This is a genomic window from Arthrobacter luteolus NBRC 107841, assembly GCF_001552075.1.
In the GTDB taxonomy this organism is placed as follows: domain Bacteria; phylum Actinomycetota; class Actinomycetes; order Actinomycetales; family Micrococcaceae; genus Arthrobacter_B; species Arthrobacter_B luteolus.
This window is the reverse complement of sequence record NZ_BCQM01000002.1, coordinates 325,570-342,393: the sequence shown is the minus strand read 5'-3', so window position 1 is coordinate 342,393 and position 16,824 is coordinate 325,570. Positions and strand designations below refer to the sequence as shown.

Genomic DNA, 16,824 nt, shown 5'->3' with positions numbered 1-16,824 from the left:
CCGCTGGAGTACTGCCCCCGCTGCCCCGCTGGTGCACTGACCCGCCACAACCTTAGTGCCCTACAACCCTATTGCCCCGCCTTAACACTGAGAACCGGGCAGCCAGCTTCGAGCAGCACCCGCTGGGCGGTGCTTCCGAGGATGAGTTTGCCGACCGGAGTCCGGTGCCGGATCCCTACAACGATCAGTCTGCCGGAATACCGCTCCGCCGCGGAGAGGATCTCATCCGCCGGGTCAAAGTCCCCCTCGGGGTGGGCTATCTCGAAGGGCTGGCCGTCTGCCTGCAGCTCCGCCGCGATCGCGTCGAGGTCGTCAGCGGCATCCTCGCCGTGGGCGTGACCGTGCCCCAGCCCGCGGCCTGTGGTGCGGACGTTGACGATCACCAGCAGGTCCCGTTCAACGGCGGCTTCCGCCCGCGCGTGGGTCAGCGCCGCCTCACCTTCGGGCCCGGGCACGTACCCGACGATGACGCTAGCCATGGAGTTCCTCCGGATCTGTGAAGCGTGTGCGCTTGGCCTTGACCGCCCGGTTCCAGAGCCAGGTGAAAAACCACAGCACCACGCCGACGGCGAGCAGGATCCCGGCAATCCGGTATTCAATGGGGTCCTGGGCCCAGGGGCCAACGAGGAAGGCGCAGCTCAGGGCTCCGAACCAGGGGGTAATTCCGGGGGAGCGGAAGGTCTTGCGCGGGTGGCCTTCCTCCTCGCCGGGCTGTGGATCCGGCGGATGCCGGCGCAGGACGATGCAGGCGATGTTGACCACCGTGAAGACGCACAGGAGCAGCAGGGCGGTGGTCCCGCCGAGGGCAGAAACAGTCTGCGGGCCCATCACATTGGTGACCACAATGATCAGGCCCACTGCGATGGCCGTGGTGAAGATGATCGCGGCCCACGGGGTGCGGCGCCCCGGCAGGACCAGGGCCAGGGGCCGGGGCAGGACCTCCTGGCGGGCCATGCCGTAGAGCAGGCGGCTGGCCATCAGCATGTTGATCAGCGCCGTGTTGGCGACGGCAAAAATGGACAGGAACGGGTACACAACGTCGATCGGGAATCCGGGGGCACCCGTCTGCACGACTTCGAGCAGGGGCGTCTGGCTCTCAGACAGCTGACCGACGGGCACAACGGCCACGGCAGCGACGGACACCAGGACGTAGATGAGGACGGTGATGCCGAGTCCGGTGAGCATAACCTTCGGGAAGATGCGGGCCGGGTCCCGGGTTTCCTCCGCCATGTTGACCGAATCCTCGAAGCCGACCATGGAGAAGAACGCCAGGGAGGTGGCCGCGGTCAGGGCAAGGAAGACAGATTTCCCCTCTTCGGTTTCGAAGACCATCACCCGGGAGAAGTCCACGTTGCCCTGCCCCATGGCCCAGAAACCGATGCCGATGACGATCAGCAGTCCGGTCAGCTCCACCACGGTCAGGAAGACATTGAACTTGATGCTCTCGCCGACACCGCGCAGGTTGACCGCGGCCAGGAGCAGCACAAAGCTCACGGCCACCACGGTGACCCCGAACTGCCCCCAGCCCAGGTCGAAGCCGACCAGGAAGTTCTCTGCCAGGAACTTCGACGCTGTGGAGGCTGAGGTGATCCCCGAGCACAGGACGGCGAACGTCACCAGGAAGGTGACAAAGTGGATGCCGAAGGCCTTGTGCGTGTAAAGGGCAGCGCCGGCGGCCTGCGGGTACTTCGTCACAAGTTCCAGATAGGACAGCGCCGTGACCGTTGCAACGATGAACGCGATCAGGATTGGCGCCCAGGCGGCGCCGCCGATCTCGCCGGCGATCTGCCCGGTGAGGGCGTAGACGCCTGTTCCCAGCACATCGCCGATGATGAACAGCAGCAGCAGCTTGCTCCCCATGACCCGTTTCAGGGCAGGGCCGGTGCTGCTCTGCGGCGCGCTGCCGGCCGCTGTTTCCTCGCCGGGGCTGGGAAGACTCATGCCCGGTATTCTCCGCCCCGCGCCCAGCAGGCTGCAATGGACCTGAGGGCATTCATCCGGCGGACCGGCAGATTCAGATTTCCGCGCCGCCGGTGCTCCGGTCAGCAACCGGCGGCCCCGGGATCACGCGCACGGCACGGATCCGATGATGGTCGACGTCGGTCACCCGCAGCCGGCCGCCGGGCGCGGATACGGTGTCCCCGGGCACCGCCATTCGTCCCAGCCGGTCAAGGATGTAGCCGGCCACCGTCTCATACTGGCCCTCGGGCAGCTCCATGCCGGTGAGGCGGGCGAACTCCTGGAGGATGAGGCCGCCGTCGACCATCAGCTCGCCCTCCACCAGCAGGTGCCTGTCCTCCGGATCCCGGCCGGTGTCATACTCGTCGTAAATCTCTCCGACCAGCTCCTCCACCAGGTCCTCAAGCGTCACGATCCCGTCGGTGCCGCCGTATTCGTCCACAACGACGGCGATATGGCTTTTTCCCCGCCGCATCCGTGAAAGCGTGGGCAGCACCGTGGCTGTGCCGGGCAGGAACAGGATAGGCCGGACAATGCCGCCCACCAGCACGTCTGCAGCAGACTCCGGACTCCGGCCGAGAAGGTCCCGCACATGGACGAAACCGAGGATGTCGTCGGTGGACTCCCCGGTCACCGGATACCGGGAATAGGGCAGCACGTGCACCCTGCGCCCGGCTTCGGCCAGGGTGAGTGAGGCCGGCAGGAATTCCACCTGGGGACGCGGCCGCATCACCTCCTGCAGCAGGCGCTGACCGGCACCAAAAACATCAGCCAGGATGCTCCGGCTTTCATCGGCAAGCACCGGGCTGGACTTCACCATTTCCAGGAGTTCCTGCTGTGAAATGGGCATGTTCTTGAGGTTCGGGTCTGCTCCCAGCAGCCGCACCACGGTGTTGGTGGAGACGGACAGCAGGCGGATCACCGGGCGCATCAGGGTGGCGAAACCGGCCAGGGGAGGAGACAGGATGCGGGTGAAGGCTTCGGCGTTCTGCATGGCGAGCCGTTTGGGCACCAGCTCGGAGAACACCAGGGACAGGTACGCGACCACCAGCGTCATCGCAATGAATGCCGTGCTCTGGGCCGCGGCGGGGCTCAGCCCCCAGCTTTCCAGGACCGGCGCGGCAGCCGGTGCCAGGGCAGATGCCCCGTAGGCAGCGGAGAAAAACCCGGAAAGGGTGACGCCGATCTGGATGGCGGACAGGAACAAGTTCGGGTTCCGGGCCAGCTGCGCCGTTTTCGCACCGCGCTTTCCGGAGCTCTCTATCCGCAGGATCTGTCCCTCACGCAGCGACACGAGCGCCATTTCCGCACCGGCAAACACTCCGCCCAGCAGGACAAAGAAGAGCACCAGGATCACGTTCAGGAGCCCGCTGCCGTCCATGATGCGAGCGTACCCGGTGGCCCGGCGGCCGTGACAGGGTCAGCACTTCTCACGCCGGTGAGACTGGCGTTGAGATAAAGAACACACCGGCCGCGGAAAACCTCAAAACAAAAAATCCTCCCGGTTTCCATAAGGAATCCGGGAGGATCTTTGCTGTGGGTATCTCCACTGTGCGCGGAGGGGGACTTGAACCCCCACCCTCAATAAGAGGACTAGCACCTCAAGCTAGCGCGTCTGCCATTCCGCCACCCGCGCAGGGTGTCTTCCGAAGATCGGTTTTTATTCCGTTTCTTCGTTTGCAACGGGAAAAACTCTAACACGGTTTTGGCACGAAGTACGAATCGGCCCATTTACGCCGCACGGCAGATGTCACCGCGCTAAGAACGCCGGGACGCTGGGCCGGCAAGTGGCTAGGCTGGCCCTAAACCCGCGATCAAGGAGAGACCTGCATGACTATCCGCGCCGAAGACGAAGTCACCCGCATCTGCCAGGACCTCATCCGGATCGATACCTCCAATTATGGAGACGGCAGCGGGCCGGGGGAGCGCCTGGCGGCCGAATACACCGCCGGCCTCATCGCGGAAGCCGGCCTCGAACCGGATCTCTTCGAATCCGCCCCGGGCCGCGCCTCCGTGGTGACGCGCATGGAAGGCACCGATCCCTCACTGCCGGCCCTCGTGGTCCACGGCCACCTGGACGTCGTTCCCGCGCAGAAGCAGGACTGGAGCGTGGATCCCTTCAGCGGGGAAGAACAGGACGGGCTGATCTGGGGCCGCGGCGCGGTTGACATGAAGGACATGGACGCCATGATCCTTTCCGTGATGCGGGATATGGCGCGCACCGGAACCCGGCCGCAGCGCGACATCATTTTCGCTTTCTTCGCGGACGAGGAGGCCGGTGGAAGCTACGGCGCCGGCTGGGCGGTTGAGAACCGGCCCGAGCTCTTCGAAGGTGCCACCGAAGCGATCTCGGAAGTGGGGGGATTCTCCGCCACCATCGGCGGACGCCGCACCTACCTCCTGCAGACCGCGGAGAAGGGCATCTCCTGGCTTCGCCTGCGCGCCCACGGCCGGGCCGGCCATGGCTCCCAGATCAATACCGACAACGCGGTGACCCGGCTGGCCGGTGCTGTCTCGCGTATCGGCGCGCACCAGTGGCCGATCGAGCTCACTGACACCACCCGGGCCTTCCTGGACGGGGTTACGGAACTCACGGGAGTGGAATTCGATCCGGACAATCCGGAGAAACTTCTTGCGGAACTTGGGACGGTGGCGCGTTTTGTTGGAGCCACTCTCCAGAACACCGCCAATCCGACCCTGCTCTCCGCAGGCTACAAGCACAACGTCATCCCGGGCACGGCCGAGGCGTTCATCGACGCCCGGACCCTTCCCGGCCAGGAGGAACACCTGCTCGAGGTGATCCGGGGCCTGGCCGGCGACGGAATCGACATCAGCTACGAACACCGCGATGTGTCCCTGGAGGTGCCGTTTGCCGGGAACCTGGTGGACAGCATGGTCAGTGCACTGCAGGCCGAAGACCCCGGGGCCCCGGTCCTGCCCTATACGCTGTCCGGCGGAACTGATAACAAGTCCCTGAGCCGGCTGGGTATCACCGGCTACGGTTTCGCCCCGCTCCGCCTGCCGGAGGACCTGGATTTCACCGGCATGTTCCACGGCGTCGACGAGCGGGTCCCAGTGGATTCACTGAAGTTCGGCACCCGGGTCCTCTCCCGCCTGCTCCACGGATACTAAAAGGGAACCCTTCCCGACCCAGCTCCGAACCAAACCGCACCACCAGAAACCGAACCGAAAAAGGAAGAGCACCATGTCTGCCGGAGATATCCTCAGCCCCGAACTCCTCGAACGGCTGCGCAGCCGGGCACCGGAATACGACCGGCGCAACGAGTTCTTTGCCGAAGACCTCGAGGACCTCCGCCGTGCCGGCTACCTGGCATTGTTTTCCACACCCGCACAGGGCGGAGCCGGACTCGGCATCCCGGAGGTGGCCGCCTGCCAGCGGCTGCTGGCTTCCGCTGCGCCGGCCACCGCACTGGCCATCAACATGCACCTGGTCTGGTGCGGGGTGGCGCATCTGCTCTCGCTGCGGGGTGATGACTCGCTTGCCTTCGTCCTCGAGGAAGCGGCGCGCGGTGAGGTCTTTGCGTTCGGCATCTCCGAACCGGGAAACAGCGCCGTGCTTTTCGATTCCAAGACGGTGGCAGAACCGCGCAGCGGCGGCTACGCCTTCACCGGACGCAAGATCTTCACCAGCCTGTCCCCGGCGTGGACGCGGCTGGGCATTTTCGGCAAGGACAGCACTGATCCCGACGAGCCGCGGCTCGTATTTGGTTTTGCCGACCGGGACACCGGGGGGATCACCACGCTGGATGACTGGGACACCATGGGGATGCGGGCTTCCCAGTCCTGCACCACGGTGCTGGAGGGCGCTCTTGTGCCCTCGGAACGGATCGTCCGGCACACCCCGGTGGGGCCGCACGCTGATCTGTTCGTGTTCGGCATCTTCAGTCTTTTTGAAACACTGCTCTCCGCGGTCTACACCGGGATCGGGGACCGGGCGGTCACCCTTGCGGCCGAGGCCGCAGCCTTCCGGAAACCGGACGGGGTGCCGGCAACCCAGGATCCGCATACCCGGTGGCGGATCGCCGACGCGGCCATCCGGATGGACGGAGCCGCGCTGGAGCTGGAGGCCGTGGCCCGTGACCTCGAATCCGGGGCGGACCACGGCGGGTTCTGGTTCGCGCGGCTGTCAGGACTCAAGCTGCGCACCACCGATACCGTCCGCGGGGTCGTTGAAACCGCCCTGAAGGTGGCCGGCGGCCGGAGCTACTTCCGCGGCCAGGAACTGGAGCGGCTGTACCGCGACGTCCTTGCCGGTATGTTCCATCCTTCAAGCGAGGATTCCGCCCACAACACCATGGCAAATGCCCTGCTGGGCCCGGTGGACCAGGAGCAGGCAGGCGAAACCGGCAGCACGGATATACAGGACGCGGGCTAGAAAGTCCGCTCGACCCGCATGATCTTCCGCCGAAGCCAGTACCGGTGGTGGCCGCCGCGGTAGATGCGGGTCCGTTCCAGTTCCCACTTGCCGTACTCAGCGTGGTCCGTGAGTGCCCGGCGGGCTTCAGGGAGGGACTCGGCGGGGCCTACGGAGAGGACCAGGTACTCATAGCCCTTGGCGGGACCGGCTTGAGGGGACCGGTCCGGTCTAAGAATTTGTTCTCGCATTTGCATCCCATTTTGCCTGCTTTACCGATAACGTCTAGTCCATGAGCATAGATCCGCGCGTTGCGCTCCAGTCCCTGGTCGCTGCCTTCGAAGAGCACCTGGCTGCCGCTGCTGCCCGCCGCGGAGAGAAGGATCCCGCCGTCGAAGGTGCTTACCTGGCCATCGCCGACGCGTTTGAAGTGTATGAAGAAGTCCTCTACGACGCGTATGGCGAAGTGACGCCGCTGGAAATCTACGACGACGAAGACGGCGACGAGGACCTGCTCGACGACGATGAAGAAATGCTCCGCCGGTCCGGGTTTGATGAGCCTTCCCGGTTCGGCGCGGATGAAGAGACCGAGGAAATTCCTGCAGGTTCCTCGGACCAGGACGATTACCGGCGGCAGTCCGGCACGGACCGGTAGCACGGGCACCGCATGACGGGTCCGGGCTGCGCTGTGCCCTAGAGTCGTAGGGTGAATTGGTTTGAAGCGATATTCCTCGGTTTCCTCCAGGGCCTGACCGAGTTCCTGCCCATTTCGTCCAGCGCGCACCTGCGGATTGCCGGTGAGCTCCTTCCCGGCGCTCAGGATCCCGGCGCTGCGTTCACAGCTATCACCCAGCTCGGTACCGAGACGGCTGTTGCGGTGTACTTCTGGAAGGACATTGTCCGGATCGTCAAGGCCTGGTTCGGCTCGCTGACCGGCCGGGTACCGCGCTCCGATCCGGATGCACGCATGGGCTGGCTGATCATCGTCGGCACCATCCCGATCGTCGTCCTGGGCCTGCTGTTCCAGGACCAGATCGAAAGCACCTTCCGCAGCCTCTGGATCGTTGCGACCATGCTGATCGTGTTCGGCATTTTCCTCGCGATCGCGGACATTGTGGGCAAACAGCAGCGCACGCTGGACAAGCTCACCTACAAGCACGGCATCCTTTACGGCTTCGCCCAGGCCCTGGCGCTCATTCCCGGCGTCTCCCGTTCGGGTGGAACCATCACGGCGGGCCTGCTGATGGGCTACACCCGGGAAGCCGCGGCCCGGTACGCCTTCCTGCTGGCCATCCCCGCCGTTTTCGGCAGCGGCCTGTACCAGCTGGCCAAGTCCTGGGGAGAGACCGGTCCCTACGGCGGGGCGGAGACGGCACTCGCCACCGTGGTGGCCTTCGTTGTTGGCTTCATCATCATTGGCTGGTTCCTCCGGTACGTTTCGACCCGCAGCTACCAGTTGTTCGTCTGGTACCGGATCGCCCTTGGCGTGGCCATCTACCTTGCCCTGGGCTTCGGTGTGCTGCAGGCCTGACCGTGAACCGGTCCCGGACGCAAAACGGAAACCGCTGTCGAAGTCAGTAGAGTTGATTCTGTGATCGCTTGGAAAACCCGCCCCCTGCCCGTCCTGCCCGGAAAGTCTCCAGGCCTTGTCCTCTTCGATTCGTCGCTGCGAAGGGCTGTGCCTGTCCAGCCAGAGGGTGAAGCCGGCCTGTACGTCTGCGGGATCACCCCGTACGACGCGACCCATATGGGACACGCAGCGACCTACGTTGCGTTCGACCTGCTGAACCGGCAGTGGCGGGACGCCGGCTACACAGTCAACTACGTGCAGAACGTCACCGATATTGATGACCCGCTCCTCGAACGCGCTGAAGCGACGGGGGTCGACTGGACGGTTCTCGCCAAGGAACAGACCCAGCTCTTCCGTGAGGACATGGAAGCGCTGAACGTCATTGCCCCGCAGAGTTACATCGGTGCCGTGGAGTCCATTGAATGGATTGTGCCCGTGGTCGAGGAACTGCTGGACAAGGGCATCGCATACCGTGTGCCGGGGACGGGGACCGAACCCGACGGAGATGTCTACTTTTCGGTCGACGCCGCGCAGGAACTTGAGAAGCAGGGCCCCGACGCGTGGTGGCCCGGGCAGGTTTCCGGCCTCACGCCGGAGCAGATGCTGCCGCTGTTCGCGGAACGCGGCGGTGACCCCGCCCGGCCCGGAAAGCGGAATCCGCTCGACGCGCTGCTGTGGCGGGCCGCCCGCCCCGGTGAACCTGTATGGCCCGGCGGGAAGCTGGGCGACGGGCGTCCGGGCTGGCACATCGAGTGTTCGGTCATTGCCCGCCGCTTCCTCCCGGCACCCTTCACGGTCCAGGCCGGGGGATCGGACCTGACCTTCCCGCACCATGAGATGAGCGCCGCACACGCGTACGCCTGCTCCGGTGAGCCGCTGGCAAAGCACTACGCCCACGCCGGCATGGTGGGCCTCGACGGCGAGAAGATGAGCAAGTCCCTGGGCAACCTGGTCCTGGTCTCCCGCCTGCGGACGGAAGGGGTGGAACCGGCAGCCGTCCGCATCACCCTTGCCGGCCACCACTACCGGTCAGACTGGTTCTGGACCGCTGACGACCTTGGCCGGGCCGAGGACCGGCTCCGGCGCTACCGCATGGCGCTGCCGCTGACCGGGGAGCAGGCGGCCGCTGAGCTGCTGCAGAGTTTCCGTATGGCCCTGGCAGATGACCTCAATGCACCTGCCGCGCTGGCCGCCGCTGATGCCTGGGCCGCTGCGCTCCTCGACGCGCCGGCGGAATCAGCAGCCGGGTCCCTGGCCGGAGCGGAACTGGCCGAAGCAGCCTTCGACGCCCTCCTGGGAATCCGCCTGCGCTAGGCACATCCTTCGGAAGGCACAGGGACCGCGGATTCTGTCCGCGGTCCCTGTGCCGTTCCGGGCTAGTCCCGGCGCCGGCGTTTGAGGTAGCGCTCGAACTCACGCGCAATCGACTCACCGGTCGCCTCGGGCAGCTCAGCAGTGTCCTTGGCTTCCTCGAGCTGCCGGACATAGGCAGCGATCTCCGGGTCCTCGGTGGCAAGTTCATCCACACCGCGTTCCCAGGCCTCGGCTTCCTCGGTGAGGACCGCGGTGTCGATGGGGGTCTGCAGCAGCTCTTCCAGACGGTGGAGCAGGGCCAGCTGCGCCTTGGGCGAGGGCGGCTGCCCCACATAGTGCGGCACCGCTGCCCAGAGGGAGAGGGTGGGAATGTCGGCCAGGCTGGCCACTTCGGCCAGGACGCCCACAATCCCGATGGGACCCTCATACTGCGAGGACTCGACGCCGAGGTGTTCCCTCAGGTCCTCCTCCTCACAGGTGGCAGTCACCGGAATGGGACGGGTATGCGGAACATCGGCCAGCAGCGCGCCGGTGAGCACGATGCAGTCCACCTCGAGTTCCTTGGCCAGGCCAATAACTTCCGCCGTGTAGGCACGCCATTTGTAGGACGGTTCAACCCCGGAAACCAGGATCAGGTCCAGGTTGGTCCCCGGGACCTCTGCCCGGGAAATCCGGGTGGTAGGCCACTTGATCCTGCGCTTTCCTGCTGCGTTCCGCTCGATTGCAGGGCGGGTGAACTGGAAATCGTAGTACTCGTCGGCATCGATTCCAGCGATCTTCTCGCTGTCCCAGTACTGGGAGAGGAAACTCAGGGCGTCACTGGCCGCTTCTCCGGCGTCGTTCCAGCCTTCAAAGGCGGCCAGCATCACGGTGACCCGCTCTCCGGAGCCGCCACCAAAGAAATCCTGCAGGCCGGCGGCTGGGGTCTTGTCGGTATAACTCACAGATTCACCATATGCTCCCCGCACCGCAGTGTCAGTCCCGCCCCTGTCCGAGTCACCCGGCCGGGACAAGGAACCCCACCCGGAGCCACGTAGACTTGCGGTATGTCCCTCCCTGGAAGTTTCCTCCCGTCCGGCGGCCCCGGCGGCCCGCTGCAGGCCGTTTTCTGGGATATGGACGGAACGATCGTCGACACGGAACCCTATTGGATCCAGGCGGAGAAGGACCTTGTTGCCGCCCATGGCGGCACCTGGACTGATGAAGAGGCCGAGGAACTCGTGGGGCAGGCGCTCACCTTCTCAGCGCACCGGCTCCAGCAGGCCGGCGTTGACCTCAGTGCCGAGGCCATTATTTCCACCCTGACGGACCGGGTGGCGCGGCAGGTCCGCACCGATGTTCCCTGGCGGCCCGGTGCCCGTGAGCTGCTTGAGGAACTTGCAGATTCCGGGATTCCCTGTGCGATGGTCACCATGTCCACCGCGGTCCTGGCCCGGGCCATCGCCGCCCACCTTCCGGAGGGCACGTTCCGGTTCCTGGTCACCGGCGACATGGTGGAACGCGGCAAACCGCATCCCGAGCCGTACCAGCTCGCCTTCGACGAACTGGCGCTGAGTGTTCCCGGCCTGGTGAAGTCCCGGTGCATCGCCATCGAGGACTCCTACCCGGGCTATACCTCCGCCCGTGCTGCCGGCCTGACTGCCCTGGCCGTACCCCATTTCATTCCCCTGCCGCCGGATCCGGACCGGATCGAATGGACCACGCTGGCCGGACGCAGCGTCAGTGACCTGCAGGCCCTGACGGCGCCCAGCGCCGCAGCCCAAAGGTCCGCAGCCCAAGAGTCCGGAGCCCAAAAGTGACGCAGGGCCCGGACGGCGGGACGGCCGGCGGAGGACGCAGCGAAGGCATTCCGCTGGGAAAGATCGGGGGAGTCCCGGTCACCCTGGCCTGGTCCTGGTTTGTGATTGCCGCGGCGATCGTCCTGCTTTTCGGACCCCAGGTCGCCCGGGCGCTCCCGGAACTGGGCAGCCCCGGGGCGTACGCCGTCGCCCTGGGCTATGCGCTGCTCCTGCTGCTCTCCGTCCTGGCCCACGAGCTGGCCCATGCCCTGACTGCCCAGGCCTGGAAATGGCCCACACCCAGGATCGTCCTGACACTGTGGGGCGGACACACCCAGTTCGGCGACGTGAACGCCACCCCCGGCAGGTCCCTGGTCGTCGCCCTGGCCGGACCCGCGGCGAACTTCCTCCTCGCCCTCGCCGGACGCCTGGTTCTGCCGTTCTTCGAACCCGGAACCGTGGGCTGGCTGCTGACGGACATATTTGTCTGGGCCAACGTTCTGGTCGCCATCTTCAACGTCCTCCCCGGCCTTCCGCTGGACGGGGGACGCATCGTGGAGTCTGCGGTCTGGAAGGCGACCGGCGTCCAGGAGAAGGGCACGATCGCCGCCGGCTGGGCCGGGCGGATTATTGCCGCCGCCCTGGTGGCCGCCGTCTTTATTCCCCCCTATCTGCAAGGTGAAACGCCCGGCCTGAGCCTGGTGATAATCACGGCCCTGGTCTCAGGCTTCCTGTGGATGGGTGCCTCAGCCTCGATCAGCAATGCCCGCCTGCGGCTTCGGCTGCCGGAGGTTTCCGCCGGCAGCCTGATGGAACCGGCCCGGCAGCTGCCCACGGGGACGCCGGTGTCCGAAGCCCGGCGGCTCGCAGCTGACTGCCCTCCGGGCACAGTGCTTGTGGTGACCGGCCCCACCGGGCGGCCGGAAGCCGTCGTCGACCCCGGCGCCATGTCCTCTGTGCCCGCCCACCTGGCGCTCCAGACCCCGGTGAACGCCGTGGCCCGCGCGCTGGCTGCCGGAGCCTACGTTCCGGATGCCGCCACCGGTCAGGAACTCATCCAGTACCTATCGCAGCTGACCGGCAGCGAGTATGCCGTCATCAACCGCGAAGGCACGGTGGTCGGCCTGCTCCGCCAGTCCGCCGTCGTCGCCGCTGTCACCGGCCGCCGGCCGAAAACCAGCAGCTAACCACCCACCAGCGGGACAGCAGGCCTGGCCCCGCATTCAACCGCACCGCCCGAAACCGAAGGACAGCCACATATGAACAACCCGGGTACACCCTCTTCTCCCGCTGCCCACGGCGCGGAAATGCGCCGTGGACCCCTGCGGCCCGGGGAACGCGTCCAGCTCACCGATGAAAAGGGGCGCCGGAACACCATCACCCTCACCGAGGGCGGGGCTTTCCACACCCACCGCGGCTACCTCCCGCACGAGAGCATCATCGGCGTTCCCGAAGGCACGATTGTCACGAACACCACGGGGCACCAGTACCAGGTCCTCCGGCCGCTGCTCTCGGACTTCGTGCTCTCCATGCCCCGCGGGGCAGCCGTGGTCTACCCGAAAGACGCCGGCCAGATCGTCACCATGGCAGACATCTTCCCGGGCGCCCGGGTCGTCGAGGCCGGGGTCGGATCCGGCGCGCTGAGCATCTCGCTGCTCCGCGCCGTGGGAGACAACGGCTCGCTGCACTCCTACGAGCGCCGCGAGGAATTCGCTGACATCGCCCGCGGCAATGTGGAGACCTTCTTCGGCGGCCCGCACCCCGCCTGGGAAATCACCCTGGGCGACTTCCAGGACCAGGTCGTCAAAAACCAGGAACCCGGCAGCGTGGACCGAGTGGTCCTGGACATGCTGGCTCCGTGGGAATGCACCGACGCGGTGGCCGAGGTCCTGGCCCCGGGCGGCGTCTGGATCTCCTACGTCGCCACGGTCACCCAGCTTTCGCGGACAGCTGAAGCCATCCGCGCCGACGGCCGGTTCACCGAGCCCGAGGGCTGGGAATCCATGGTCCGCGGCTGGCACTTGGAAGGTCTGGCAGTGCGTCCGGACCACCGGATGGTCGCCCACACCGGGTTCCTGCTTTCAGCACGCCGGCTCGCTGAGGGCGCCACCGGCCTGGTCGCCAAGCGGCGCGCCTCCAAAACGGACTTCAGCCAGGAGGATTTGAACGCCTGGACTCCGGCAGCCGTCGGCGAACGTCAGGTCTCCGATAAGAAGCTCCGCCGGGCCGCGAAGGACGCCAGTTCGACCGTCCAGCGCGGTGCCCTGGCAAAGGCTGAACGGTTCCAGGAGGACAACGGCGCCGAGTAGCCCCGCCATAGCCGGAAAGCTGGAAAACACAAGACTCCGGGCACGGTGCATTGCGTGCGCCACTGCGTTATCGTCAAACCAGGGGACCCTGGAGCGATGAAGGCGGTCGGACAATGGTTGAAGCGGAAAACACCAGCGGGGCCGGGGTTGAAGGTACGCGTACCGATGCCCCTTACGGAACTGCAGCCGGTGCGGAATCCCGGCAGCTCAACATCCTGCGGGATAAGCTGCGCAACGTGGACCGTCAGCTGGCAGCACTGACGCACAACAATGCGCGGCTGGTGGCAATGCTGGAAACCGCCAAGGCGGAGATCATCCGGTTGAAGGACGCGCTGGAGAAGGAGGGCGCCACGCCCTTCAGCTTCGGCACGGTCATCGCCGTCAACGGACGGCAGGAACCCGAACCCGGCGTCAGCACCACAGCCACGGTCCAGGAAAGCGTGGACATCATCCAGTCCGGGCGCAAGCTCCGGGTTGCGGTGAGCCCGCTCCTGGACCTTGGCCAGATTGTCCCGGGCCAGGAAGTCCTGCTGAATGAATCGCTGACGGTGGTGGCCGGGCTTGGTTTCGAGAAGGCCGGCGAACTCTTTACCGTGCAGGAACTCCTGGAAGGGGACCGCGCCCTGGTGGTGGGCCGGGCCGACGACGAGCGCGTGGTCCGGCTCAACGGGCCGCTGATCGAGGAGAAAATCCGGGTCGGCGACGCCCTGACCGTGGACACCCGCATCGGCTACGCCCTGGAGAAAATCCCGCGCAGCGAAGTCGAGAATCTGGTCCTGGAGGAAGTCCCGGATATTTCCTACTCCGATATCGGCGGCCTGGGTCCGCAGATCGAGGCCATCCGGGACGCCGTCGAACTGCCCTTTATGCATCCGGACCTTTACCGTGAGCACGGCCTGAAGGCACCCAAGGGGATTCTGCTCTACGGCCCTCCCGGCTGCGGAAAGACCCTGATCGCCAAGGCCGTCGCACATTCGCTGGCAGCCCGGGTGATGGAACAGACCGGCACGCTGGGAACCCGCAGCTACTTCCTCAACATCAAGGGACCCGAGCTGCTGGACAAGTATGTTGGCGAAACCGAGCGCCATATCCGGCTCATCTTCGCCCGCGCCCGTGAGAAGGCGTCCGACGGCAGCCCCGTGGTGGTGTTCTTCGACGAGATGGACTCGCTGTTCCGCACCCGCGGAACCGGGGTTTCCTCCGACGTCGAGACCACGATTGTGCCGCAGCTGCTCAGCGAGATCGACGGCGTGGAAAAACTGGAAAACGTGATCGTGATCGGCGCCTCGAACCGTGAGGACATGATCGATCCGGCGATCCTGCGCCCCGGCCGGCTGGATGTGAAGATCAAGATCATGCGCCCCGATTCCGAAGGGGCGGGGGAGATTTTCGCCAAGTACCTCACGCCTGACCTTCCGCTGCACCGGGATGACCTGGCCGAGCACGGCTACGATCCGGTGGCCACGGTCCGCGAGATGATCCGCCGGACGGTGGAGAAGATGTACGCGGAGGACAAGTCCAACGAGTACCTGGAAGTGACCTATGCCAACGGGGACACGGAAATGCTCTACTTCAAGGACTTCAACTCCGGAGCCGTGATCCAGAACGTCGTGGACCGGGCGAAGAAGTACGCCATCAAGGATTTCCTGACGCTGCGCCAGCGCGGGCTGCGCATCGAGCACCTGATGCGCGCCGTCGTGGACGAGTTCCGCGAGCACGAGGATATGCCCAACACCACCAATCCTGATGACTGGGCACGCATCTCCGGCAAAAAGGGCGAACGCATCACCTACATCCGGACAATCATCCAGGGCAAGGCGGGCCAGGAACCCGGCCGGACCATCGAAACGACAGCCAATCCGGGACAGTATCTGTGACGGTCCGCAGGGTGATGGGGACGGAGACGGAGTACGGCGTACTCGCACCCGCTCTGCCGAGCGCCAACGCCACCGTCCTCTCCAGCCAGATCGTCAACGCCTACGCTGCGACGGTGCGCTCCGGAATGGGAAACCTCACCGGAACCCGCTGGGATTACACGGACGAGGCGCCCCTGAACGATGCCCGCGGCTATACGGTTCCGCGGACCGCCGCAGACCCCTCGCAGCTCACCGATTCGCCTCCGGTCATGGACGCGGAACAGATTGCCATGGAGGGCGGGGGACCGTCGGCCCTGTACGGCGACACCGAGGACAATGCGGTGCTGATGAACATGGTCCTGGGCAACGGGGCGCGCCTCTATGTCGACCATGCGCATCCCGAGTATTCCTCACCCGAAGTCACCAATCCGCGGGACGCGGTGCTGTGGGACAAGGCGGGCGACGCCGTCGTACTGGCAGCGATGCGCCACATTGCCTCGACCCCGGGCTTCGCTCCGGTCCACCTCTACAAGAACAACACCGATAACAAGGGTGTCTCCTACGGCGCGCATGAAAACTACCTGGTGCCGCGCAGCGTGCCGTTTACCCGCCTGGTCGCCGGACTGCTGCCGTTTTTTGTCTCCCGCCAGGTGATCTGCGGCTCCGGGCGGGTGGGCATCGGAACCAGCAACCAGCGGCAGGGCTACCAGCTGAGCCAGCGCGCGGACTTTTTCGAAACCGAGGTGGGCCTGGAAACCACCATCCGCCGGCCCATCATCAACACCCGCGACGAACCGCACGCCGTCGCGGAGAAGTACCGCCGCCTGCACGTGATCATCGGCGACGCCAACCTGAGCGAGGTTTCGGCGCTCCTGAAGCTGGGCACGGCGTCGGCCGTCCTTTCGATGATCGAGGACGGAACCGCCCCGGTGCTGGAGCTGCGCGATCCCGTCGGGGCGCTTCAGGCCATCAGCCACGATCCCACGCTGTCCCAGCTGGTGGAGCTGAAGGACGGCAGGATGGTCACCGGACTCGACCTGCAGGAAATCTACCTGGAAGCCGCCGCCGGGCACGCCCGGGGCCGCGGGGGAGCGGATGAGGCCACCGAGGATCTGCTGAACCGCTGGACCTCGGTGGTGGGAACCCTGAAACGGGACCCGATGGCCGCCGCTGCGCAGGTGGACTGGGTAGCCAAGCTGAAACTGCTGCAGGCCTACCGCGACCGCGACGGACTGGCCTGGGATGATGCCCGCCTGAACCTGATCGACCTGCAGTACTCGGATATGCGCCCGGAGAAAGGGCTGTACTACCGGCTGGCGGCCCGCGGCCAGATGGAACGGATCCTGACGGATGAGGAAATCGCCGCGGCGGTAACCCACCCCCCGGAAGACACCCGCGCCTACTTCCGGGGCCGGTGCGTCACCCGGTTCCCGGACGAGGTGATCGGTGCGAGCTGGGATTCAATCATCTTCGAACTGCCCTCCAGGCGCCGCCTGCAGCGGGTCCCCACCCGCGAACCGCTGCGCGGAACGAAAGAGCTCACCGGGGAACTTTTTGACGTTTCTGCAGATGCGGAGGATTTTGTGACCCGGCTGCTGACCGGTCCGGAACCTACCGTGGCACCATAGGACGTAGGGCACATCCGCTCAGCAAGAAAGGGCAG

Annotated in this window: 14 protein-coding genes, 1 tRNA gene and 1 pseudogene; 10 read left to right on the top strand and 6 right to left on the bottom strand. The window is 65.8% G+C overall.

Translation table 11 applies throughout. From position 1 onward, the window contains the following. Positions 1–68: 68 nt before the first annotated feature. The 4 genes from AL3_RS05610 to AL3_RS05595 form a co-directional block, all read right to left on the bottom strand. Positions 69–479, bottom strand: coding sequence for a universal stress protein (locus AL3_RS05610; RefSeq protein WP_066297847.1), 411 nt, complete (start codon positions 477–479; stop codon positions 69–71). Continuing rightward, a complete protein-coding gene (locus tag AL3_RS05605; RefSeq protein WP_066297845.1) occupies positions 472–1,941 on the bottom strand; it encodes an APC family permease in 1,470 nt (489 codons plus the stop codon). Before AL3_RS05605 ends, AL3_RS05610 begins: the two co-directional genes overlap by 8 nt. Before the next feature lie 73 nt (positions 1,942–2,014). Then, a complete protein-coding gene (locus AL3_RS05600; RefSeq protein WP_066297839.1) occupies positions 2,015–3,340 on the bottom strand; it encodes a hemolysin family protein in 1,326 nt (441 codons plus the stop codon). A 171-nt stretch (positions 3,341–3,511) separates the two neighbouring features. Further along, positions 3,512–3,595: transfer RNA gene (locus AL3_RS05595), tRNA-Leu, on the bottom strand. A gap of 194 nt (positions 3,596–3,789) precedes the next feature. Between AL3_RS05595 and AL3_RS05590 the strand changes: the two genes are divergently transcribed. Further along, a complete protein-coding gene (locus AL3_RS05590; protein ID WP_066297832.1) occupies positions 3,790–5,091 on the top strand; it encodes a M20/M25/M40 family metallo-hydrolase in 1,302 nt (433 codons plus the stop codon). Positions 5,092–5,164: 73 nt separating this feature from the next. Beyond that, a complete protein-coding gene (locus tag AL3_RS05585) occupies positions 5,165–6,355 on the top strand; it encodes an acyl-CoA dehydrogenase family protein (protein WP_066297829.1) in 1,191 nt (396 codons plus the stop codon). Here the strand turns inward: AL3_RS05585 and AL3_RS05580 are convergent. Beyond that, positions 6,352–6,585 carry a DUF5703 family protein gene (locus tag AL3_RS05580; RefSeq protein ID WP_066298452.1) on the bottom strand — a complete coding sequence of 78 codons (234 nt, stop codon included), beginning with the start codon at positions 6,583–6,585 and terminating at the stop codon, positions 6,352–6,354. The two genes, AL3_RS05585 and AL3_RS05580, sit on opposite strands and share 4 nt — an antisense overlap. Before the next feature lie 41 nt (positions 6,586–6,626). Here AL3_RS05580 and AL3_RS05575 point away from each other — a divergent pair. The 3 genes and pseudogenes from AL3_RS05575 to mshC form a co-directional block, all read left to right on the top strand. Continuing rightward, positions 6,627–6,869: pseudogene (locus AL3_RS05575) on the top strand (hypothetical protein); the annotation flags it as partial. 171 nt (positions 6,870–7,040) lie between these two features. After that, the gene (locus AL3_RS05570) at positions 7,041–7,865 is read left to right on the top strand and encodes an undecaprenyl-diphosphate phosphatase (RefSeq protein ID WP_066297822.1); all 825 of its coding nucleotides are present in this window, start codon (positions 7,041–7,043) and stop codon (positions 7,863–7,865) included. A gap of 60 nt (positions 7,866–7,925) precedes the next feature. After that, positions 7,926–9,218 (top strand): cysteine--1-D-myo-inosityl 2-amino-2-deoxy-alpha-D-glucopyranoside ligase, encoded by a 1,293-nt coding sequence (gene mshC, locus AL3_RS05565; RefSeq protein ID WP_066297819.1) that lies wholly within the window; start codon positions 7,926–7,928, stop codon positions 9,216–9,218. A gap of 62 nt (positions 9,219–9,280) precedes the next feature. Here the strand turns inward: mshC and AL3_RS05560 are convergent, their stop codons facing one another. After that, positions 9,281–10,162, bottom strand: coding sequence for a PAC2 family protein (locus tag AL3_RS05560; protein ID WP_066297817.1), 882 nt, complete (start codon positions 10,160–10,162; stop codon positions 9,281–9,283). A 102-nt stretch (positions 10,163–10,264) separates the two neighbouring features. On the opposite strand from AL3_RS05560, the gene AL3_RS05555 reads away from it, so the two are divergent. The 5 genes from AL3_RS05555 to dop all read left to right on the top strand — a co-directional run bounded on the left by AL3_RS05555 (position 10,265) and on the right by dop (position 16,789). Then, on the top strand, positions 10,265–11,017 hold the full coding sequence (locus tag AL3_RS05555) for an HAD family hydrolase (protein ID WP_066297811.1): 753 nt from the start codon (positions 10,265–10,267) through the stop codon (positions 11,015–11,017). Then, positions 11,014–12,183 (top strand): site-2 protease family protein, encoded by a 1,170-nt coding sequence (locus tag AL3_RS05550; RefSeq protein WP_066297808.1) that lies wholly within the window; start codon positions 11,014–11,016, stop codon positions 12,181–12,183. Before AL3_RS05555 ends, AL3_RS05550 begins: the two co-directional genes overlap by 4 nt. 72 nt (positions 12,184–12,255) lie before the next feature. Further along, the gene (locus tag AL3_RS05545; RefSeq protein WP_066297805.1) at positions 12,256–13,305 is read left to right on the top strand and encodes a tRNA (adenine-N1)-methyltransferase; all 1,050 of its coding nucleotides are present in this window, start codon (positions 12,256–12,258) and stop codon (positions 13,303–13,305) included. Between the two features lie 113 nt (positions 13,306–13,418). Beyond that, a complete protein-coding gene (gene arc, locus AL3_RS05540) occupies positions 13,419–15,182 on the top strand; it encodes a proteasome ATPase (protein WP_083521477.1) in 1,764 nt (587 codons plus the stop codon). Positions 15,183–15,196: 14 nt separating this feature from the next. Next, positions 15,197–16,789 carry a depupylase/deamidase Dop gene (gene dop, locus AL3_RS05535; RefSeq protein WP_151723991.1) on the top strand — a complete coding sequence of 531 codons (1,593 nt, stop codon included), beginning with the start codon at positions 15,197–15,199 and terminating at the stop codon, positions 16,787–16,789. Positions 16,790–16,824: the final 35 nt, after the last annotated feature.